Annotated in this window: 23 protein-coding genes; 14 read left to right on the forward strand and 9 right to left on the reverse strand. The window is 75.6% G+C overall.

The window, feature by feature from the left end:
• The first annotated feature begins 129 nt into the window (after positions 1-129).
• The 7 genes from DMP15_RS08290 (at position 130) to DMP15_RS08320 (ending at position 6,952) form a co-directional block, all read left to right on the forward strand.
• Positions 130-897, forward strand: coding sequence for a GNAT family N-acetyltransferase (locus tag DMP15_RS08290; protein ID WP_337826682.1), 768 nt, complete (start codon positions 130-132; stop codon positions 895-897).
• Positions 894-2,012, forward strand: a complete 1,119-nt coding sequence (locus DMP15_RS08295) for a lysophospholipid acyltransferase family protein (protein ID WP_083659164.1) — start codon at positions 894-896, stop codon at positions 2,010-2,012. The genes DMP15_RS08290 and DMP15_RS08295 overlap by 4 nt, the downstream gene beginning before the upstream one ends.
• Positions 2,013-2,079: 67 nt before the next feature.
• Positions 2,080-3,288, forward strand: coding sequence for a cysteine desulfurase family protein (locus DMP15_RS08300; RefSeq protein ID WP_073578457.1), 1,209 nt, complete (start codon positions 2,080-2,082; stop codon positions 3,286-3,288).
• Between the two features lie 3 nt (positions 3,289-3,291).
• Positions 3,292-4,374 carry a tRNA 2-thiouridine(34) synthase MnmA gene (mnmA, locus tag DMP15_RS08305; RefSeq protein WP_073578456.1) on the forward strand — a complete coding sequence of 361 codons (1,083 nt, stop codon included), beginning with the start codon at positions 3,292-3,294 and terminating at the stop codon, positions 4,372-4,374.
• A gap of 264 nt (positions 4,375-4,638) precedes the next feature.
• The gene (locus DMP15_RS08310) at positions 4,639-5,100 is read left to right on the forward strand and encodes a nitroreductase family deazaflavin-dependent oxidoreductase (RefSeq protein ID WP_073578455.1); all 462 of its coding nucleotides are present in this window, start codon (positions 4,639-4,641) and stop codon (positions 5,098-5,100) included.
• 99 nt (positions 5,101-5,199) lie between these two features.
• On the forward strand, positions 5,200-5,646 hold the full coding sequence (locus tag DMP15_RS08315; RefSeq protein ID WP_253067394.1) for a nitroreductase/quinone reductase family protein: 447 nt from the start codon (positions 5,200-5,202) through the stop codon (positions 5,644-5,646).
• Between the two features lie 271 nt (positions 5,647-5,917).
• Positions 5,918-6,952: a methionine synthase gene (locus DMP15_RS08320; RefSeq protein ID WP_073578580.1), complete on the forward strand. Its 1,035-nt coding sequence runs from the start codon at positions 5,918-5,920 to the stop codon at positions 6,950-6,952.
• A gap of 157 nt (positions 6,953-7,109) precedes the next feature.
• Here DMP15_RS08320 and DMP15_RS08325 read toward each other — a convergent pair whose 3' ends face one another.
• A complete protein-coding gene (locus DMP15_RS08325) occupies positions 7,110-7,358 on the reverse strand; it encodes a hypothetical protein (protein WP_073578454.1) in 249 nt (82 codons plus the stop codon).
• Positions 7,359-7,387: 29 nt separating this feature from the next.
• On the reverse strand, positions 7,388-8,167 hold the full coding sequence (locus tag DMP15_RS08330) for an isocitrate lyase/PEP mutase family protein (protein WP_073578453.1): 780 nt from the start codon (positions 8,165-8,167) through the stop codon (positions 7,388-7,390).
• Between the two features lie 104 nt (positions 8,168-8,271).
• Here DMP15_RS08330 and DMP15_RS08335 point away from each other — a divergent pair, with 104 nt between their 5' ends.
• The 5 genes from DMP15_RS08335 to DMP15_RS08355 all read left to right on the forward strand — a co-directional run bounded on the left by DMP15_RS08335 (position 8,272) and on the right by DMP15_RS08355 (position 10,858).
• Positions 8,272-8,673: a hypothetical protein gene (locus tag DMP15_RS08335; protein ID WP_337825591.1), complete on the forward strand. Its 402-nt coding sequence runs from the start codon at positions 8,272-8,274 to the stop codon at positions 8,671-8,673.
• A 213-nt stretch (positions 8,674-8,886) separates the two neighbouring features.
• Positions 8,887-9,207 carry a hypothetical protein gene (locus DMP15_RS08340; protein WP_073578450.1) on the forward strand — a complete coding sequence of 107 codons (321 nt, stop codon included), beginning with the start codon at positions 8,887-8,889 and terminating at the stop codon, positions 9,205-9,207.
• Positions 9,207-9,866 (forward strand): SDR family oxidoreductase, encoded by a 660-nt coding sequence (locus DMP15_RS08345; RefSeq protein WP_073578449.1) that lies wholly within the window; start codon positions 9,207-9,209, stop codon positions 9,864-9,866. Before DMP15_RS08340 ends, DMP15_RS08345 begins: the two co-directional genes overlap by 1 nt.
• A 195-nt stretch (positions 9,867-10,061) precedes the next feature.
• Positions 10,062-10,457 (forward strand): VOC family protein, encoded by a 396-nt coding sequence (locus tag DMP15_RS08350; protein ID WP_083659162.1) that lies wholly within the window; start codon positions 10,062-10,064, stop codon positions 10,455-10,457.
• Positions 10,458-10,552: 95 nt separating this feature from the next.
• Complete coding sequence (locus DMP15_RS08355; protein WP_073578447.1) at positions 10,553-10,858, forward strand: DUF6506 family protein; 306 nt, start codon at positions 10,553-10,555, stop codon at positions 10,856-10,858.
• Between the two features lie 139 nt (positions 10,859-10,997).
• Here the strand turns inward: DMP15_RS08355 and DMP15_RS08360 are convergent, their stop codons facing one another.
• The 6 genes from DMP15_RS08360 to DMP15_RS08385 all read right to left on the reverse strand — a co-directional run bounded on the left by DMP15_RS08360 (position 10,998) and on the right by DMP15_RS08385 (position 15,608).
• Positions 10,998-11,318, reverse strand: a complete 321-nt coding sequence (locus DMP15_RS08360) for a transcriptional regulator (protein WP_073578446.1) — start codon at positions 11,316-11,318, stop codon at positions 10,998-11,000.
• A complete protein-coding gene (locus tag DMP15_RS08365; RefSeq protein ID WP_073578445.1) occupies positions 11,311-11,709 on the reverse strand; it encodes a hypothetical protein in 399 nt (132 codons plus the stop codon). Before DMP15_RS08365 ends, DMP15_RS08360 begins: the two co-directional genes overlap by 8 nt.
• A gap of 583 nt (positions 11,710-12,292) precedes the next feature.
• A complete protein-coding gene (locus DMP15_RS08370) occupies positions 12,293-13,177 on the reverse strand; it encodes a DMT family transporter (RefSeq protein ID WP_073578579.1) in 885 nt (294 codons plus the stop codon).
• Between the two features lie 4 nt (positions 13,178-13,181).
• The gene (locus DMP15_RS08375; protein WP_073578444.1) at positions 13,182-14,813 is read right to left on the reverse strand and encodes a peptide chain release factor 3; all 1,632 of its coding nucleotides are present in this window, start codon (positions 14,811-14,813) and stop codon (positions 13,182-13,184) included.
• Positions 14,814-14,822: 9 nt separating this feature from the next.
• Positions 14,823-15,221: a VOC family protein gene (locus tag DMP15_RS08380; protein ID WP_073578443.1), complete on the reverse strand. Its 399-nt coding sequence runs from the start codon at positions 15,219-15,221 to the stop codon at positions 14,823-14,825.
• A 3-nt stretch (positions 15,222-15,224) separates the two neighbouring features.
• Positions 15,225-15,608, reverse strand: coding sequence for an ankyrin repeat domain-containing protein (locus DMP15_RS08385; protein WP_253067387.1), 384 nt, complete (start codon positions 15,606-15,608; stop codon positions 15,225-15,227).
• Between the two features lie 118 nt (positions 15,609-15,726).
• Between DMP15_RS08385 and ligA the strand changes: the two genes are divergently transcribed.
• Together ligA and DMP15_RS08395 are read left to right on the forward strand one after the other, a co-directional pair.
• Entirely contained in the window at positions 15,727-18,138 is a 2,412-nt protein-coding gene (ligA, locus tag DMP15_RS08390) for an NAD-dependent DNA ligase LigA (protein ID WP_167379132.1), read from the forward strand.
• A 239-nt stretch (positions 18,139-18,377) separates the two neighbouring features.
• Entirely contained in the window at positions 18,378-19,097 is a 720-nt protein-coding gene (locus DMP15_RS08395) for a 3-keto-5-aminohexanoate cleavage protein (protein ID WP_062397181.1), read from the forward strand.
• A gap of 143 nt (positions 19,098-19,240) precedes the next feature.
• On the opposite strand, the gene DMP15_RS08400 is transcribed toward DMP15_RS08395, so the two are convergent.
• Positions 19,241-19,897, reverse strand: coding sequence for an amino acid-binding protein (locus tag DMP15_RS08400; protein ID WP_073578441.1), 657 nt, complete (start codon positions 19,895-19,897; stop codon positions 19,241-19,243).
• Between the last annotated feature and the right edge of the window lie 158 nt (positions 19,898-20,055).

A 20,055-nucleotide genomic window follows, 5' to 3' on the forward strand; every position in this document is an offset into this window, starting at 1 on the left:
GGGGCCTGTTCACCCGCTCCTGCCTGCGACGACACCTGTCCGGGTCCGTTCACCCCGATGCCACCGACGTGTCGGTCCGCAACCGCCCGGGTGTCGCACCCGGCCGGTACCAAGCCGGGTGTGAACCAGGTGATCGTCTCGACCCCCGAGACCGCGGCCCGGCGGTACTCCCTGCTCCTCACGACCGACGACGGCGACGTCGCCGCGGCGCAGGCGCTGCGGCACCGGGTGTTCGCGGGTGAGCTGGGCGCCCGGCTCGACAGCCCCGTCCCCGGCCGCGACGTCGACCGCTTCGACGCCCACTGCGACCACCTCGTGGTCCGCGAGGACGCCACGGGCGAGATCGTCGGCACCTACCGGATGCTCCCGCCGCAGCGGGCGCGCGCCGCGGGCGGCCTCTACGCCGACGGCGAGTTCGACCTCACCAACCTCGACCCGCTGCGCCCCGGCATCGTCGAGACCGGGCGCTCCTGCGTGGACCCCGACCACCGCGGCGGCGCCGTCGTCGGGCTGGTGTGGGCCGGGCTCGCCCGCTACATGCTGCTCACCGGGCACCGCTGGCTGATCGGCTGCGCCAGCGTCTCCCTCGCCGACGGCGGCACCCGGGCCGCCGCGGTCTGGGACCGGGTCCGCGCGAAGCACCTCGCGCCCGAGGAGTACCGCACCGTCCCGCACCGCCCCTGGGACCCGACCGGCGCCCCCGTGGGCCGGGGCGGCGGCATCCCGCCGCTGCTGCGCGGCTACCTGCGCCTGAACACCTGGGTGTGCGGGCCGCCCGCGCACGACCCGGACTTCGGTGTCGCGGACTTCCCGGTGCTGCTGGGGATGGACCACATCGACCAGCGCTACCTGCGCTTCTTCCTGGGCGAGGACGCCGCCGGGGTGACGGGCGCATGACCATCGCCGCCGGGCCGGAGGGCGACGCCGGCGCGCCCCTCCGCCCGCGCCGCCGGTTCCGGCCGCGCGGCCGTGCCTCCACCGTCCCCGTCCCGTCCGTCGGGCCCGCGGTGCTGTCGTCCGCTCCGCCAGGAGCCCCGGTCGCCCCGGTCGTCCCGCCGGCCCCGGCTGTCCCGGGGGATCCCCGTGGTGCCGTGCACCACCCGGCCCGCGCCGCCCTGCGGACCCCGGTGCACCCGCTCGTCGACCACCCCACGCACCCGCCGGCACCGCCCGCGTCGCGGCGTCCCGGCGGGCCGTGGGCGGCCTGGTCGCCGTGCACCCCGCGGGAGTGCCTGCCCCCGCGTGCGACGACAGGCACGCTGCGCCTGGCCCGCCGTACCGCGGTACTGCTGTCGGTGCTGGCGGTGGCCGTGACCGTCGTCCCGGTCGCCGCGCTGTTCGGCGCCCGCGTGCTGGACCCGGTCCTGCGGGCGCTGCACCGCGCGGTGCTCCGCGCCGCCGGGGTCCGGCTCGTCGTGCGCGGCGGGCCGCTCGCGCCCGCGGACGGGCGGGGCGCCCTGGTCGTGGCCGACCACACGTCGTGGATCGACATCCCGGCGCTCGGTGCGATCGGCCCGGTCACCATGCTCGCCAAGCGGGAGGTCCGGGACTGGCCGCTGATCGGCGCGCTCGCGGCCCGCATCGGGACCCTGTTCGTGCACCGCGAGGGCCTGTCCCGGCTCCCCGGCACCGTCGCGACCTGCGCCGACGCGCTGCGGGACGGCACGCTGGTCGGTGTCTTCCCCGAGGCGACGACGTGGTGCGGCGCGATCTCCGGGGACTACCGGCGGGCCCCGTTCCAGGCCGCGATCGACGCGGGTGCCCCGGTCCGGCCGGTCGCCGTCGCGATCACCACCCCGGACGGGCGGCCGACGACGGCCGCCGCGTTCGTCGGCGAGCAGACCCTCGGCGACACCGTCGGCCGGGTGCTGAGGCTGCCCGGCCTGGTCTGTGAGGTCACCGTGGGCGAGCTCGTCGAGCCGGGCCCGCACACCGACCGGCGCGCGCTGGCCGCCCGGGCCCGCGACCGGGTCCGTCACCCGCCACCGGTCACGACCGCCACGGCCGTGTGAGACGGACGGTCGTCCACGACGGGTTCGGCACGCACCGCTGTCACGACGGGGTCTACCCTGGAGGCCGATGACGTACCTGGACCACGCGGCGACCACACCGATGCTGCCCGCCGCCGTCGCCGCCATGAGCGACGCGCTCGGCCGCACCGGCAACGCGTCGTCGCTGCACTCGTCGGGCCGCCGCGCCCGGCGCGCGGTCGAGGAGGGGCGCGAGCGGATCGCCGAGGCGGTCGGCGCGCGCCCGTCCGAGGTCGTGTTCACGACCGGCGGCACCGAGAGCGACAACCTCGCGGTCAAGGGCCTGTTCTGGGCCCGCCGGGCCGCGGACCCGCGCCGCACCCGGGTGCTGGTCTCGGCCGTCGAGCACCACGCGGTCGTCGACGCGGCGGAGTGGCTGGCCACCCACGAGGGAGCCCGGCTGCGGATGCTCGAGGTCGACGCGACCGGCCGCGTCCACCCGGAGACGCTGCGCGCCGCGCTCGCCGAGGACCCGGACGGGAACGCCCTGGTCTCGGTCATGTGGGCCAACAACGAGGTCGGCACCGTCAACCCGGTGCGCGAGCTCGCCGCCGTGGCCCACGAGTTCGGGGTGCCGTTCCACACCGACGCCGTGCAGGCCGTCGGGATCCTCGACGTCGACTTCGCCGCGAGCGGCGCCGACGCCCTCACCCTCACCGGGCACAAGCTCGGCGGCCCCTACGGCGCGGGCGCGCTGCTGCTCGGCCGCGAGGTCACCTGCACCCCGCTGCTGCACGGCGGCGGCCAGGAGCGCGACGTCCGCTCCGGCACCCTGGACGTGCCGTCGCTGGCCGGGCTGGCGACGGCCGTCGTCGAGTCGGTGGCCGCCGCGCCGAGCCGCCGCGTGCACCTGGCCGGGCTGCGCGACGAGCTGGTCCGCGTCGTGCGCACCGAGGTGCCCGACGCGGTCCTGAACGGTGACACCACCGACTCCCGGGTCGACGGCGGTCCCGGCAGGCTGCCCGGCAACGCGCACCTGTCGTTCCCCGGCTGCGAGGGCGACAGCCTGCTCATGCTGCTCGACGCCCACGGCATCGACTGCTCGACCGGCTCGGCCTGCACCGCGGGCGTCGCCCAGCCCAGCCACGTGCTGCTGGCGATGGGCGCCGACGAGTGCACCGCCCGCGGGTCGCTGCGCTTCTCCCTGGGGCACACCAGCACCTCCGCCGACGTCGCCGCGGTCGCCGGGGCCATCGGGTCGGTCGTGGAGCGCGCCCGCAACGCGAGCCGTCGCACCCCCGCGTCGGTCACGGGCTGAGCCGTGCGGGTCCTCGCTGCGATGAGCGGCGGCGTCGACTCCGCGGTGGCCGCCGCGCGGGCGGTCGCCGCCGGACACGACGTCGTCGGGGTGCACCTCGCGCTGTCGCGCACCCGGGACGCCATGCGCTCCGGATCACGGGGCTGCTGTTCCAAGGAGGACGCGGGCGACGCCGCCCGCGCCGCCGACGTCCTCGGCATCCCGTACTACGTCTGGGACCTGTCCGAGGAGTTCACCCGCGACGTCGTGGACGACTTCGTCGCCGCCTACGCGGCCGGGGAGACGCCGAACCCCTGCCTGCGCTGCAACGAGAAGATCAAGTTCGCGGCCGTGCTGGACCGGGCGCTCGCCCTCGGCTTCGACGCCGTCTGCACCGGCCACTACGCGCAGCTCGACCCGGCCGGGCCGGTACTGCGCCGCTCGGCCGACGCGGGCAAGGACCAGTCCTACGTGCTGGCGGTGCTGCGCGCCGACCAGCTGCGGCACGCGATGTTCCCGGTCGGCGACACCCCGAAGCCGGAGATCCGGGCCGAGGCCGCCCGGCTCGGGCTGCGCGTCGCCGGGAAACCCGACAGTCACGACATCTGCTTCATCCCCACCGGCGACACCCGCGGTTTCCTGGCCGACCGCCTGGGCACCACTCCCGGCGCGCTGGTCGACGCCGCCTCCGGCGAGACCCTCGGCACCCACGACGGCGTGCACGGCTTCACCGTCGGGCAGCGCAAGGGCCTCGGGATCGACCGGCCGGCCGCCGACGGCCGCCCCCGCTACGTGCTCGGCATCGAGCCGGTCAGCGGCACCGTGCGGGTCGGACCGGAGGCCGCGCTCGACGTCACCGCGATCACCGCGCGTACCCCCGTGTGGACCTCGGGCGCGGCGCCGGACGCACCGTTCGGCTGCGTCGTGCAGGTCCGCGCGCACGGCGGCACCGCACCCGCCACCGTCACCCCGCTCGACTCCGCCGTGCAGGTGGAGCTGTCCGAACCGCTGCGCGGTGTCGCCCCGGGGCAGGCCGTCGCCTTCTACCGCCCCGACGACGACGGCGACGTCGTCCTGGGGTCGGCGACGATCACCGGGACGGCCTGACCGAGATCGCCGGCCGCGTCCGCCCGGCGGCACCGACCGACCCGGGCCCGCCCGGCGGCGCCTGACCGGCCCCGGAGCACGCCCCCCCGCCGGCGCCGCGAGTGGCCTGGTCCGGCATCGCCTCTCCGCCGAGATGCACCCCAGCGGGCTGCGCGGAGCCGTTCGAGCCCGCTGACCTGCAACTCGGTGCAACCTGCACGCCGCACCGACCCCGACGAGAGCACTGCTCTTGCTCTTGTGCGACGGATAGTGAACACTGCTCTCATGACGAACCAGCGCTCTCGGCTCCACTACATCGCCCCCGGCCGCATCACCCGCCGGGTGATGAACCCCCTGGTCGCCGGGCTGACCCGGCTCGGCCTCCCGCTCGCCGGCTCCGCGGTGCTCGGCGTCCGCGGCCGCCGCTCCGGCGAGGTCCGCACCACGCCGGTCAACCCGCTGCGCCACGACGGCGCCCGCTACCTCGTCGCCGCGCGCGGCGAGACCCAGTGGGTGCGCAACCTGCGCGTCGCGGGGGAGGCGGAGCTGACCGTCGGCCGTCGCACCGAGCGGGTGGCCGCGACCGAGCTGACCGAGCCGGCCGCCGTCGTCCCGGTGCTGCGGGAGTACCTGCGTCGCTGGGCCTGGGAGGTCGGGACGTTCTTCGACGGTGTCGACGCGTCCTCGTCCGACGCCGAGCTCGCCGCCGTCGCCCACTGCCACCCGATCTTCGTCCTGGCCGCGTGATCCTTCTCCGCGGAGCCGGGAGCGCCCCTCGGTCGCGTGGGCTCCGGGAGGAGGGATCACCGGAGCGACGGACGGCGTGATCGGTGAGAGGCTGTCGCGGTGAGCGACCGTGACTACCGAGCACCCGGCATGCTGGTGCGCCGCGTCCTCAACCCGCTGGTCGGGGCCCTGGCCCAGCGCGGCATCACCCCGGGTGACACCGCCGTGCTCGCCGTCCGCGGCCGGCGCAGCGGCAGGATCCGCACCGTCCCGCTGACCCCGGTCCTGCTCGACGGGACCCGCCACCTCATCTCGCCGCGCGGTGAGACCGACTGGGTCCTCAACCTGCGCGCGGCCGGCGGGAGCGCCGAACTGCGCGGTCGTGGGGGAGCGGAGCCGGTGTCGGCCGTCGAGCTCGACGCCGCGGCGGCCGTCCCCGTGCTGCGCGCCTACGTGCGCGGACTCGGCCGGGCCGCCGGGATGCTGTTCGACGACGTCGATCCCGCCTCCACCGATGCCGAGCTCGCCGCCGCCGCACCCCGCCACCCGGTGTTCGCCCTGCGGTGACCACCAGGAGCGGAGCACCGGGCGCAGCCCACCCGCCGCCGCACTCCACTCCCGGCGACCACGCCCGCCGACGCCGGACCGGGGCCGCACGCACCCGGACGGGACGGCGGAGGACACTGGGGGTGTGACCGTCCCGGATCCCACCGACCCGCTGGCCGCCGCGCTCGCCGCCGCCGGACTCGGCGACGTGCGTCCCGGTGAGACCCTCCCGCCCCCGCCGCGCATCGAGGTCGTCGACGACGCCCCCGCCGAGCCCGCCGCGCCCCGCGCCCTGTGGCCCGCGGGCGTCGGCACCGGCGTCGGCTCGCTGCCCGGCGTCGACGTCCGCGAGGCGTGTGCGCTGGTCACCGGCGAGACCCCGGAGTTCCCGGCGCTGCCCGAGCTGCCCGCCCGCGGTGTCGGCGCGGACATCGTCGGCCGCACGGCCGGGCTGCTCGTGGACCTGGCCGTCGAGGTCGTGCCGACCGGCTGGCGGGTCGCCGCCCACCCCGGGCGCGACCTGCGCCGGGCCCGCGACCTGATGTCCGGAGACCTGGACGCCTTCGACGACGCCTGCGACCGCATCCGCCCGTCCTGGGTGAAGGTCCAGGTCGCCGGCCCGTGGACGCTCGCCGCCTCGGTCGAGCTCGCCGCCGGGCACCGGGTGCTCACCGACCGCGGCGCCGTCCGCGAGTTCGCCGCCAGCCTGACCGAGGGGCTGCGCGCCCACGTCGCCGAGGTGGCGCAGCGGACCGGGGCGACGGTCGTCGTCCAGCTCGACGAGCCCGGCCTTCCCGCCGTGCTCGCCGGGTCGCTGCCGACCGCGTCCGGCTACGGCACCGTCCGCTCGATCGCCGCGCCGGACGCCCAGGACGTGCTCCGGGACCTGATCGCCGGCATCGACGCCCCGGTCGTCGTGCACTGCTGCGCGGACCGCCCGCCGATCCGACTGCTCGCCGGGACCGGTGCGGCCGCGGTCGGGATCGACGCGACCCGACCGGCGTTCGCCGGGGCCACCGCCGAGCCACGCGCTCTCGACGCGATCGGCGAGACCTGGGACAGCGGTGTCCCGCTGTTCCTCGGGCTGCTGCCCGGCACCGCGCCGGCCCGCGAACCGGCGGTCGGCGACCTCGCCCGGATCGGCTACGACCTCGCCGACCGGCTGGGCTTCGACCGGCCGCGGCTGGCCCGGCTCGCCGTCCCGACGCCCGCCTGCGGGCTCGCCGGGGCGACCCCGGCCTGGGCGCACCGCGCGCTCGCCCTGTCCCGGGAGCTGGGGAAGGCCTTCGCCGACCCCGACGAGGTCCCGCCCGCCGACGAGCGCTGACCCCCACGCGCTCTGCCCCCCGGCGATACAGCGACCTCCGTGAGCTGATCCACTCGTCGCGCGGTGATCCGCTCCACGCTCGTGTCCGGACGCGCGCGCCGGGTGGATCACCGCGCGCCGGAGGGAGCACAGCGCGGCGGGGACGGACCCGCGCCGGTCAGCGCTGCCCGTCCACCTGCTCCGGGCGCACCGCGGGCACCAGCAGCCCACCCGCGACGAGCAGCCCGCCGAACACGTACAGGCTGCTCGCGGATCGACCCGGTGGCGTCGGAGGGCAGCTCGGAGCCCCCGACGCACGCACCGCCGACCAGGTGGCGATGCGCGTCGACGGGCAGTTCGTCCCGGCCGCGGCGGGACCCGGCCGGGAAGTGACGACGACGCCGTCCAACGCGGGCGCGCCGGACATGGGAGACCGAGGGCCGGCCCGGTCGCCGCTCAGTTCAGCTTGCGGGTGCCCTCGGGCAGGCCACCACCGGCGTAGACGTCGGTGGCGAGGTCCTCCAGCGCGGTCAGCGCGACGTTCTGGCTCCACGGGCCGTAGGAGACGCGGGCGACGCCCAGCTCCTGCGCGCGCTTCAGCGGGATCGACCCGGGGATGCCGATCAGGTTGACCCGGCGCTCGCCGAGCACCTCGACCAGGCGTCCGACCTGGGTCTCGTCGAGCTTGCCCGGCACGAAGAAGTTCGACGCGCCGGCGTCGAGGTAGGCCTTCCCGCGCTCGATCGCGTCGGCCAGCACGGCCTCGGGGTCCTTGTCGCCCGCCTTGAGGAACGCGTCGGTGCGGGCGTTCAGCACGAAGTCCACGCCCGCGGACTCGGCCGCGGCGACGGCCGCCTCGACCGCCTTCACGGCGTCGGCGAGCGGCTTGACCTGGTCCTCCAGGTTCGCCCCGACGATGCCGACGTCGATCGCGCGGGCCACGGTGCCGCCGGGGTCGCCGTAGCCGGCCTCCAGGTCCGCGGTGACCGGCAGGTCGCCCGCGACCTTCGCGATCAACCCGACCTCGGCGATCATCAGGTCGCGCGGGATGTTCTCGCCGTCCTCGTAGCCGCGGGAGGCGGCGATGCCGTGGCTGGCGGTGGCGAGGGCCTTCGTGCCCGGCGTCTCGGCGACGACCTTCGCGGTGATCGCGTCCCAGACGTTGACGACGAGCAGCAGCTCGGACGCGGCGTGCAGCTCCTGGAGCTTCGTGGCCTTCTCGGCGGTAGAGGTCATGCGGTCACCGTAGGGCGGTTGCGGGACCGCCGCCGCGTACCCAGAACTGAGGATCTGTCGTGTCCCTGACAGCGGTGGGGCCGCCCGGCCCCGATTCTGGGGCCGTGCTCCGAGACCGGTCCGACACCCGACACCCGACCGCCCCGCGGGGTGGCCTCGGGTCGTCCGCGCTCGTCCTGGGAGCGCTGGGCTCGGTGTTCGTCGCCGTCGCCACCGCGCTGTCCGCGGTGTCGTCACCGACCGTCGCCGGTCTCGCCCTCGCCTCCGCCGGGGTGGTCCTGGCCATCGGCGGTCTGGTGCTCGGCACCCTGGGCGCGGTCCGCTCCTGCCCGGGCCGGTCCCGCACCCCGATCGCCGCCGCGGGACTGTCGGTGGCCGGGCTGGCCGGCGGGCTGATCTGGCTGGCCGCCTTCGTGATCCTCGCCGTCACCGGGCCGGGACCCGCCCCGCTCGACGGCACCGACACCACACCGGCCTGTGCGCCGGACGTCTGCCACATCCACTGACCTGCGGGCCGGCCGCCCGGCCCGCTCGCCGCGGGGCCTGCGCGGCATGGTCGGCACGGGGCGTCGCTCGGCGGAGATGATGGCCTCGACGCGCGAGCACGGCGCCGAGCTCGCCCTCACCCTCGCGCCGTCGTCGGCGGCCGGCGACGTCGTGACGGGTAGCTCGTGCCGGTGCCGGGGGATGGGCGACCTGATCACGGGGTAACCGGTGGTGTGCCACCGATTCCCTGCACCGACGCCGTCGCACGGCGGCAGCCCGACGTGCACGAGCCGGGCGCCTCCGGCGAGCTCGCGACCACTGCCACCGTCGCGACGCCGACGTTCCTGCCGCAGCACGCCCACGCGCCGCGGCGCCGGGTGCCCGCCGGCGACCCGATCGCGTTCCGGCCGTGGCACGGGCTCGCCGCGCACCGCCCGACGGGACCGGTGAACCGGCTCCGCCGGCGCCCCTGCCACGAGCTCGGCGCGCGGTGCGGCGGTAGGGACACCGTCGTGGTGACCGGGATGCGGTCCGCCTCGGAACTGCCCGACTGATGGCCGCCGTGTTCGTCGTCGGCGCGGGGCCGGGCATCGGCCGCTCGGTCGCCCGCCGCTTCGCCGCCGCCGGCCACCCCGTCGGGGTGCTCGCCCGCTCGTCGTCCACGGTCAACGGCCTGCTCGCCGACCTCCCCGGCGGGGCAGCCGGTGCCACCGCCGACGTCGCCGACGAGGCGGCGCTGCGCACCGCGCTCGGCGGCCTGGTCGAGCGGCTCGGGGTGCCCGAGGTCGTCGTCTACAACGCCGGGGTGATCCGTGCCGACACCGTCACCGGGCTCGACGCGGCGACGCTGCGCGACACCTGGGCGGTCAACGTCGGCGGCGCGGTGACCACTGCCGCGGCGCTGCTGCCGGTGATGGCCGACGGCGACGGCGGCAGCTACCTGATGACGGCCGGCATGCCGCACCCACTGCCGCAGCTGACGAGCCTGTCGCTGGGCAAGGCCGGGCTGCGCGCGCTGGCCGAGCTGCTCGACGCCGAGTTCGGGCCGCGAGGGGTGCGGTCGGCGACCGTGACCGTGTGCGGGCCGGTCGCGCCGGGAACCGCCTACGACCCGGACGACATCGCCGAGCACTACGCCCGGTTGCACCGGCTGCCCGCCGGGGCGTGGCCGGTGGACGTGCGCCACGGCGACCCGGCCGACGCGGCGGGCTGACCCCCTCCCTGCCCTGTGGCGTCCTGCTCGGTCGCGCCCCGCGCGCTGTACCCCGCCGCGTCGGGTGGCGGGCGCGCCGCGTCGGTTCGGTAGCTGGTGGGGCGCGGCCCGCAGAACGGTCGTGCACGATTGATCATCGGGTGGAACGGGAACCCAGGACATGCACGTCCCGCTATGCGATCCGGAGGTCGTCCCGTGCCCGAGTTCCCCGCCATCCACCACCTCGCCCTCTCGGTCACCGACCTGGAGGTCAGCGAGGCCTGGTACTCGAAGCTGATCGGCTCCGAGCCGGCGATGACGTTGTCCGACGGGCCGTTCCACCGCCGCGTGTTCGCGCTGCCCTCGGGCCAGCTGCTGGGCCTGACCCGGCACGACTCCGTCGACACCGGTGACGCGTTCGCCCCGGACCGGCCGGGCATGGACCACGTCGGGTTCGGCGTCGCGGACCGGGCGGAGATCGAGCTGTGGCGCGACCACCTGGACTCGGTCGGGATCGCCCACGACGGGATCGTCGAGGCCGACTACGGCCTGGCGCTGTCGTTCAAGGACCCCGACGGCAACGCGCTGGAGTTCTTCGTCCTGGCCTCCTGACCTGGCCGGCCGGACCGCAGCGCGGCCCGCGGCGGGGCCGGGTGTGCCCGGACCGGGCTTGACCCGGAGCGGGGTTCAGTTCCGACGATGGGTCCATGACCACCGAACCGGCCCGCTGGGCCTACCTGGTCGAGCACCCCGGCGCCGACCCCGACCGTGATTGCCTCGTGCTCGAGTCCGGTGGGCAGTGCTCGATGGTCGTCGCCGTCGCGTCGACCGCGGACGCGCCCGCCGTCGCCGCCGGCCTGGTCCGCGACGAGCGGGTCACCCTGGTCGAGCTGTGCGGCGGCTTCGGGAGCGGCGACGTCGCCGCCGTCGGGCACGTCGTGTTCGGCGCCGACCAGATCCCGGCCGCCGCCTACGCGACCGCCGCCGGTTCCGTCACGGGCCGGCCCCGATGAGTCGCAGCGCGGGGAGCGGGAGACCCTGCTCCCCTCGCGGTGCAGAAGCGTCGACGCCCGACGCCGTCGGGTGTCGCCCGGAGCGGGGGCCGTGTCCCACCGGCCGACGGTCGCGGTTCCTTCTCCCCGGCGCGGCGCGTCACCCGGATCCGGACCCGTCGGCGCCACCGGCGATGTCGCGCAACGCGCCGACGTGGACCTCGACCTGCCGTCGCCCGTCCGGGCTGAGCCGCAGCCACGTCCGGCGCGCGGGCCCGTGCGGCTCCCGCCGCGAGGTCACCACGCCGGCGTCGGACAGGGCCTTGACCTGCTTCGACAGCGCGGAGTCGCTCAGTCCGACCCTGTCGCGGACGAACGCGAACTCGACCTCGCCTGCGGCGAGGAGTGTCGCGACCACACGCAGGCGGGTCGGGTCCAGGAGCAGCGGGACCAGTCGGGTGTCGGGAGAGTCCTCAGACATCGCGACCGGCGCGTGGCAGGATCCGGGTGACGAGGACGCTCCCGAGCGGGCGTGACACGCCGAGGAGGATCCCGGCGGCGGTGTTCGGGCGGCGCAGCCGGCTGCGTCGTAGGAGGGCGACGGCCACCCGCTCGGCCGCGAACCAGCCGATGGAGGCTCCGAACAACGCCGCGGCCCTGCCCGGGGCGGGTCCGTCAGCGGCCGCATAGACGACGACCGGAGTGGAACGCACGTCGGCGAGTGAGACGCCGAGCACGCCGGCGAGGGCGACCGCGGTGACGACCCGCTGACCGCGTCGCGGCAGGTGGTCCTTCGCAGCGAAGTCGAGGACGGTGAGCGCGGCGGTGGCGATCAGGACCGCGGGCCGAGAGCGCCGGTCTGCGGCGTCCACGGCCCGTCGTGCCGCCTCGATCTCCTGAAGCGCCTCGGTCGCTCGTCGTGCGTCCGGAGTGTCCATCCGAGCCCCCATCGGTGTCGTCGGGGTCGAGCGTGCCAGCTAGTTGCCGCTCAGGCAAGTAGTTCCGATGCGAGATGGTTCGGGTCCTCCGGCGGTGTGGTGGGCGATGGCGCGGCGGGAGGCTGCGCGCAGGTGGCCCGGGTCGCGCACCCTGCCGTGCCTCGGAGGTGTGTCGCCGCGATCGCCGGTACGTGACCGACGGGTCGGTGGTGGCCAGGCGGATGTCCTCGGCTGCCCGGTCCATCACAGGCCCGGCGGTAGATCGTCTTCCGCCGGTCCGCGAGTCCGCGACGCGTGCTCGCCGGCCTCAGCCGCGCGCTCATGCTGTCCCCGGCCGCGACGACCCACCGGCTCGACCACGCGCAGCCTCGACCCGGAGAACCTCGGCAGCATCCTGGCCCGCCTCACCGACCCCGGCCGCGAGCTCGTCGACCGGGCCGTCGCCGACCACGTCGACGACGAGCGGCGGATCCTCGGCCCGCTCGGCCCGGACGACCGCACTCTCCTCGACGGGTTGCTACGACGCCTGCTCGCCGGTGTCGAGGACCCCTGACCGCTCCCCGGATCCCGCGCTCGCCCGCGCCAGCGCGACCGTCGCCACCACGAGCACGACCACCAGCACCGCGACGAGCAGCCACCCCGCCCCGCCGGTGGCCAGCCGCTCGTCGAGCACGGTCACCCCGACGACCGCCGCGACCACCGGTTCCCCGACGACCACCGCCGGCAGCGAGGCCCCGAGCGCGCCGGCCTGGAACGCGGTCTGCTGCAGCAGCGTGCCCCCGACGACGGCGACCGCGAGCGCCCAGGTCTCCCACGACGTCAGCAGCGCGACGAGCCCGTCGGACAGCGTGTCGACCACGCCGAGGGTGAGCGCGGCGACGACGCCGTAGGCGATCCCGGTCGCCGCGGCGAGCAACAGCGCCCGGGCGGTACCGGTCGCGCTCCGGGCCGCGACGAGGCACGCGACGAACAGCACGAGCAGCACCGACCCGGTCGGCGCCCAGGCCGCGAGGCCCGCCCGGTCGACCCCGGCGGTCGGCTCGCCGACGGTCACGAACAGCACCAGCGCCACCACCAGCACCGCGGCCCAGACCAGCTCCCGGCGCGACGGGCGCCGCCCGGCCCACCACGCGGCCAGCGGCAGCGCGAACACCAGCTGGGTCACGATGAGCGGCTGCACCAGCAGCAGCGACCCGAACCCGAGCGCAACGGCCTGCATCGCGAACGCCACCGTGTCACCCAGCGAGCCGGCGAGCCAACGTGGGTCGCGGACCAGCCGGGCGAGCATCGCCGTGCCGCGGTCGTGCGGGTCCGCCGCCGCCGAGGTCTGCTGGGCGACGGCGGCGAGCGCGAACAGCAGCGCCGCGAGCAGCGCGGCCCCGACCGCGGCGACGGTGCTCAGCGGATCAGGAGATCGACGACCCGGCGGGCATGGCCTCGAACCGCATGTCGGGGAACTTGCGCTGGATGATGTCCATCCGCCACTTGTTGGTGAACAGCGCGAGGTGCTCGCCGTCCGAGGCGCGTCGCAGGACCTCGCACTCGGACTGCCCGGCCAGCGCCTCGACCGCCTCGGGGTCGACCAGGCGCGCGATCTGGTACGGCAGCCGGTCGAGGGTGACCGGGGCGTTGAACTCGGTCTCCAGCCGCGTGGTGACGACGTCGAACTGCAGCGGCCCGACCGCGGCGAGCACCGGCGCCTGGTCGCCGCGCAGGTCCGAGCGCAGGATCTGGATGACCGCCTCGTTGCCGAGCTGCTCGATCCCCTTGCGGAACTGCTTGTACTTGCCTGCGTCCTTCGCACGGATCACCGCGAAGTGCTCCGGGGCGAACGCCGGGATCGACGGGAACTCGACCGGGTCGGCGGCGTAGAGGGTGTCGCCGGGGCGCAGGGCGGTGGCGTTGACCAGGCCGACGATGTCGCCGGGGAAGGCCTCCTCGACGGTCTTGCGCTCGGCGCCGAACACCGACTGCGCGTACTTGGTGGCGAACGGCTTGCCGGTCGCGGCGTGGGTGAGCACCATGCCGCGCTCGAACCGGCCCGAGCAGATCCGCAGGAACGCCATCCGGTCGCGGTGCGCCTTGTCCATGCCGGCCTGGACCTTGAAGATCAGTCCGGAGGTGGGCGCCTCGAGCGGGCGGTCGTCGCCCTTCACGTCCGGGCGGGGGGCGGGCGGCGGGGCCAGGTCGACCAGCGAGTCGAGCAGCCGGGCGACGCCGATATTCGACAGCGCCGACCCGAACAGCACCGGGGTGGCCTTGCCGGAGCGGAAGCCCTCCTCGTCGAACCCGGCGCCGATCTCGTCGAGCAGGCCCAGCTCGTCCTGCGCGTTCTGCCAGTACTCCGGCTCCTGCGCGGCGATCGTCTCGGCGTCGACGACGTGCGCGGTGGCCTTGGTCGCGCCGCCCGCGGCGCGGGTGAACGCGGTGTACTCGCCGGTGGTGCGCTCGATGAGCCCCTTGAACTGCCCTGCGATGCCCAGCGGCCAGGTCAGCGGCATCGGGCGCAGGCCGATGGTCTGCTCGACCTCGTCGAGCAGCTCCAGGGCCTCGCGGCCGGGCCGGTCCCACTTGTTGACGAAGGTGACGATCGGGACACCGCGCGAGCGGCAGACGTCGAAGAGCTTGAGGGTCTGCGGCTCGAGGCCCTTCGCGGCGTCGAGCAGCATCACCGCGGCGTCGACGGCGGCGAGCACCCGGTAGGTGTCCTCGGAGAAGTCGCCGTGGCCGGGGGTGTCGAGCAGGTTGATCACACAGTCGCGGTAGGCGAACTGCAGCACCGCCGAGGACACCGAGATGCCGCGGGCGCGCTCCATCTCCATCCAGTCCGAGGTGACGCCCTTGCGGCCGGACTTGCCGTGCACCGCACCCGCGGAGTCGATGACCTCGGCGTGCAGCGCCAGCGCCTCGGTCAGGGTCGACTTGCCCGCGTCGGGGTGGGAGATCACCGCGAACGTGCGCCGGCGGGCGGTCTCGCCGACGACGCGTGCGTCGGTGGCGGATCCGGGCTGCCGGGCGTCGCTCTCGGTGGTGCTCACACCCGCATTCTAGGCGCCGCCACCGACAGCCTCCGAGGACGGCGCCCGGCTCAGGTCGACCACGCAGAACACGTTGCCGTCGGGGTCGGCGAGGACGACGAAGTCGGGCTCGGCGGGGTAGCCGTCCCAGTCGGGCAGGGTCGCCCCCAGCGATCCGAGCCGCGCGACCTCGGCCTCCTGCTCGTCGGTGGTGTCGACCAGGAGGTCCAGGTGCAGGCGGGGCCTGGGCTCGGGTGGGGAGGCACTGTGCATCAGGCCGAGTACCCGGCCGCCGCCGGGGCCGGTCAGGGTGCGCCAGGAGGGGCTCGCCCACTCCTCGGAGACCTGCAGGTGCAGCGCGGCGGCCCAGAACGCGGCGGCCCGGTCGAGATCGGCGACGCCGACGACCGGGAACCCCAGCCGCAGCACGGCTCAGGCCCCCGCTTCCAGCAGCGCCCGCATGTCGGGCAGGTCGAAGTGCTCGACGGTCGCCCACGCCGACGGGCTGCCGTGGTGCGGGTCGGCGCCCGCGGCGAGCAGCGCGGTCACCGACGGCGCCGACCGGGCGAACAGCGCGGCGGCGAGCGCGGTCTGGCCGCGGTCGTTGGTGTGGTCCGGCGTCGCGCCGCGGGCCAGCAGGTCGGCGACGACCGCGTCGTGGCCGTAGTAGGCGGCGAGGATCAGCAGGGTGTCGCCCTTGGGGTCGGTCAGCCCGACCGGGACGCCTGCGTCGAGGTAGGCGGCCAGCTGCTCCGCCGCACCCTCGCGGGCCAGGTCGAACATCCGGTGCGCGAGTTCCACGGCGGCCTGGTCCACCCCGCCACGGTAGGGGTGCCGCGGCCACCCCGCCGGGCGGCGACCGCGGTACCGGACCCGGCCCGCCACCCGTCCGGGAACCCTCGGCGACGGGTGGCTGTCGGGGGTCGCCGCTAACCTGCGCGTCGTGAGCTCCCAGTCCGACGCCCCGCAGGCCCGCGAGCGCCACGCGCAGCTGGCGGCCGAGGTGGCCGACCACCAGTTCCGGTACTACGTGCTGGACGCGCCGGTCGTCTCCGACGGCCAGTTCGACGAACTGTGGCACGAGCTGCTCGCGCTGGAGGAGGCGCACCCCGAGCTGGTCACGCCGGACTCGCCGAGCCAGCGCGTCGGCGGCACGTTCTCCACCGACTTCACCGCCCACGACCATCTCGAGCGGATGCTGTCGCTGGACAACGCCTTCTCGCCCGACGACCTGCGCACCTGGCAGGAGCGGGTGACGAAGGAGGTCGGCGAGGACCTGCACTACCTGTGCGAGCTCAAGATCGACGGACTGGCGGTGAACCTGCTCTACACCGACGGGCGGCTCACCCGCGCGCTGACCCGCGGTGACGGGCGCACCGGCGAGGACATCACGCTCAACATGCGCACCCTCGCCGAGGTGCCCGAGCAGCTCACCGCCACCGACGAGTTCCCGGTGCCGGGACTCGTCGAGGTCCGGGGCGAGGTCTACTTCCGGCTGGAGGACTTTGAGCGGCTCAACGCCTCGCTGGTCGAGGCGGGCAAGGAGCCGTTCGCGAACCCCCGCAACACCGCGGCCGGCTCGCTGCGGCAGAAGGACCCCCGGGTCACCGGCTCGCGCAACCTGCGGCTGATCTGCCACGGCCTCGGCAAGCGGGAGGGGTTCACCCCCGACACCCAGTCCCACGCCTACGACGCGCTGGTCGCCTGGGGCCTGCCGATCTCTCCGCGCACGACCGTGCTGCGGGGCATCGAGAAGGTGATCGAGTACGTCGAGCACTGGGGCGAGCACCGGCACGACGTCGAGCACGAGATCGACGGCGTCGTGGTGAAGGTCGACGAGGTGGCGCTGCAGCGCAGACTCGGTGCGACCTCCCGGTTCCCGCGCTGGGCGATCGCCTACAAGTACCCACCGGAGCAGGCCACCACGCGGCTGCTCGACATCCGGGTCAACGTCGGGCGCACCGGCCGGGTCACCCCGTTCGCGGTGATGGAGCCGGTGAAGGTCGCCGGGTCCACGGTCGAGATGGCGACCCTGCACAACGCCGACGAGGTACGCCGCAAGGGCGTGCTGATCGGCGACCGGGTGGTCATCCGCAAGGCGGGCGACGTCATCCCCGAGGTGCTGGGCCCGGTCACCGACGTGCGCGACGGTTCCGAGCGCGAGTTCGTGATGCCGACGCACTGCCCCGAGTGCGGCACCGCGCTCGTGCAGCAGAAGGCGGGCGACGTCGACCGGCGCTGTCCGAACGCCCGCTCCTGCCCGGCACAGCTGCGGGAGCGGCTGTTCCACGTCGCGGGCCGCGGCGCGTTCGACATCGAGGGACTCGGCTACGAGGCCGCGGTGGCGCTGCTGACGTCGGGCGTGCTGACCGACGAGGGTGACGTGTTCGCCCTGACCGAGGACGACCTGCTGCGGACCGAGCTGTTCCGCAACCAGAAGGGCGAGCTGACGGTCAACGGCCGCAAGCTGCTCACGAACCTGGAGGCGGCGAAGGACCGGCCGCTGTGGCGGGTGCTGGTGGGACTGTCGATCCGCCACGTCGGGCCGACCGCCGCGCAGGCGCTGGGCCGTGAGTTCGGCTCGATGGAGGCCCTGGAACGCGCCGCGGCGCAGGCGAAGGCGGACACCGAGGCGGCCGGGGTCGCGATCGTCTCCGACGGGACGGCGGGGGAGGACGACGCCGCGGCCGAGGCCGCGGCGCCGACGGCCGAGGGTGCCGCCGCCGAGGCGGCCGGCGACGTCGAGACCGCGGAGGCGGAGGCCGCGGCCGGGGCGGCGGACTCCCCGCAGGCCGTGGACGGCGCCGAGGGTGTGGACGGCGCGGAGAACGCCGACGAGAACGCCGACGAGGCGGACGCCGCGGACGCCGAGGCCGCGAAGCAGGAGCGGGCGGCCGCGCGCGCCCGGGCGAAGGCCGTGGCCGAGGCGCTCGCCCCGATCGCCGGGGTCGACGGCGTGGGCCCGACCATCGCGGCGGCGGTGCGGGACTGGTTCTCCGTCGACTGGCACCGCGAGGTGGTGCAGAAGTGGCGGGCGGCGGGCGTCGCGATGGAGGACGAGGTCGACGACTCGGTGCCCCACTTCCTAGAGGGCCTCTCGATCGTGATCACCGGCTCGATGGAGAACTGGTCCCGCGACGAGGCCAAGGAGGCGATCATGGCCCGCGGCGGGCGCGCGGCCGGGTCGGTGTCGAAGAAGACGGCGTTCGTCGTGGCGGGGGAGGCACCCGGCTCGAAGTACGAGAAGGCCGTCGAGCTCGGGGTGCCGGTGCTGGACGAGGCCGGGTTCTCGGTCCTGCTCGACCGCGGTCCCGACGCGGCCCGCGAGCAGGCCGCCGACGCCTGACCGCCGGCCCGGGCACCCGGCCGGCCCGTCCCGTCCGGCGACACGGCGTGCGCCACGCCGACGGTGAGCGACTGCTCACCGGGCGTGTTCGACGTCCGGCGCGGCCCGGTAGCCGGACGTCGACGTCCCCCGCCCGCGCCCGCGCCCGGCCGCGGGCCGCGGTCGATCACCGCCTACTCTCGGTCGCACGGCGGGGTCCTCCCGGCCGGAGGACGACCACTCGGATCGGGGAACACACGGTGTTGCAGGCGGCGCTCAACGGCTCACGACCGGCGGACGCGCACCCGGCGCTGCCGACCCTGGCCCGCCACCTCGCTCGCGACGCCCGGGCCGTCGCCCGGCTCGGCGTCACCTCGGTGCACGTGCACCCGCGCGACGACAGCGGTGCCGAGTCGATCGAACCCGCCGTGGTCGGCGACGTCGTGTCGCTGATCCGCCAGGAGGCCCCGGGCATCGAGATCGGCGTCCCGACCGGGCGCTGGATCCAGCCCGACCCGAAGGACCGTGTCGAGACCGTCCTGTCCTGGGGCCGGCTCGGCTCCGGCAAGCCCGACGTGTGCGGCGTCAACGTGCACGAGCTCGGCTGGACCGAGGTCTGCCACGCCGCGTGGTCGGTCGGCATCGCCGTCGAGCTCGGCGTCTGGACCAGCGGCGACGCCGTCACCCTCCGCCAGAACGGGCTGCCCCCGGGGACCCGGCGGGTGATCGCGGAGTCGACGGTGATCGACCCCGAGACCGCCGTCGCCGAGGGCATCCGGATCCTGCGCGCCCTCGGTCAGCCCCCCGTCCCCGTGCTGCTGCACGGCGAGGAGGAGGGCGCCTGGCCGGTGCTGGAGTACGCGACCCGGGTCAACATCGACACCCGGATCGGCTTCGAGGACGTCCTGGTGCGTCCCGACGGCTGGCTCGCGACCGGCAACGACGACCTCGTCCGCACCGCCCTGTCGATCCGGGTCTGACCCGCCGCGCCGTCGCCCCGGCCGCTCGTCCACTCCCGGCGCTGCTCCCAGGGGAACTCTCGTGGCTTAGAGCGCTACGAAAGTTCCCCTGGGAGCAGGCCCCCGGGCCCGGGGCCTGCGGAGGGGTGCGGTGGCGCGGCGGGTCAGGCCTTCAGGACCGTCGCGACGATCCCGGCCAGGTGCGCCAGCCGCGCCAGCTCCGACGGCCGGAACACCGGCCCACCCGGCCGCCCGACCACCAGCGTCTTCGGTGGTACCCCGGTCCCGAACGGCGCGGCGGCCAGTTCGGTGTCCATCGCCCGCCAGGGCTCGGGCACCCAGTGGCTCTCGTCGAGGGCGATCGCCCGGTCCAGCGGCAGCCAGGGCAGGTCCCCGGACCGGGTCTCGGGCGCCGCGGAGCTCTCCGCGATCCGGTAGGAGCGGCCGTGCTCGCTGACCGCGACGAGCGCCCACCCTGCGCGGAACAGTCTCGGTACCTCGGCGGCGAGCAGGTCGAGCCCGTGCGCGTGGTCGCCGGCGATCTCGTCGAGCAGCTCCAGCTCGCGGTGGGTGTCCAGCTGCCCGGTGTGCGGGCGCACCGACTCCACCGACACCCCGGGCACCGACTCGGCAGCGGTGATGAGCACGTCCGGCGGCCGGTTGGTCGGCAGCTCGACGGCGATGTCGTCGACCGCCTGGCCGTCGCCACGCTCCACGACGTCCACGCTCAGGATGTCCGCCCCGGCCCCGCCGAGTGCGGACGCGACGGCGCCGAGATTGCCGGGCTTGTCCGGGAGGACGACCCGGAGCAGGAACGACACGGAGTGGATCCTCTCCCTCGACAGCGGGCGCCTCGTCGGCACGCGCATGCACCGCACCGGAGCGGCGGGGAGCGGTTCCGGGCGGGAACGATGATCCTGCCACCCACGGGGCCCTCGGTCACCCGCCACCCGCAGCGGGGTGTGCGCGCCCGGTCACC

Source organism: Pseudonocardia sp. UM4_GMWB1 (assembly GCF_017312155.1).
Lineage (GTDB): Bacteria > Actinomycetota > Actinomycetes > Mycobacteriales > Pseudonocardiaceae > Pseudonocardia > Pseudonocardia alni.